The sequence below is a fragment of the Curtobacterium sp. ISL-83 genome (genome assembly GCF_018613895.1).
Taxonomy (GTDB): Bacteria; Actinomycetota; Actinomycetes; order Actinomycetales; family Microbacteriaceae; genus Curtobacterium.
This window is the reverse complement of record NZ_JAGGPH010000027.1, coordinates 2626-2859: the sequence shown is the minus strand read 5'-3', so window position 1 is coordinate 2859 and position 234 is coordinate 2626. Positions and strand designations below refer to the sequence as shown.

Sequence of the window (234 nt, the reverse complement as noted above, 5' to 3'; positions counted from 1 at the left end):
CGCCGCCGTGCTGCCGTGCTTCCGGGTGTACGCCTGGGTCGGCGAGCAGCTCGGGCGCGCTCCCGAGGGGCATCCGTTCGCGGACTGGATCACGGCGTACGGCGACCCGGGCTTCGCTGCGGCGAGTGCGGAGGCCACCCGGCGCGTCGAGGCACTCGCGGTCGCGGCACCGGCGGCCGAGCGGGGCCGGATGGCGCGGGCGTTCCGGACGTCGGCGGCGTGGGAACTCGCGTT

Annotated in this window: 1 pseudogene; it reads left to right on the top strand. The window is 77.4% G+C overall.

The annotated features are described in order from the left end of the window. Positions 1 to 234, top strand: a pseudogene (locus tag J7E22_RS16915) (hypothetical protein); the annotation flags it as partial.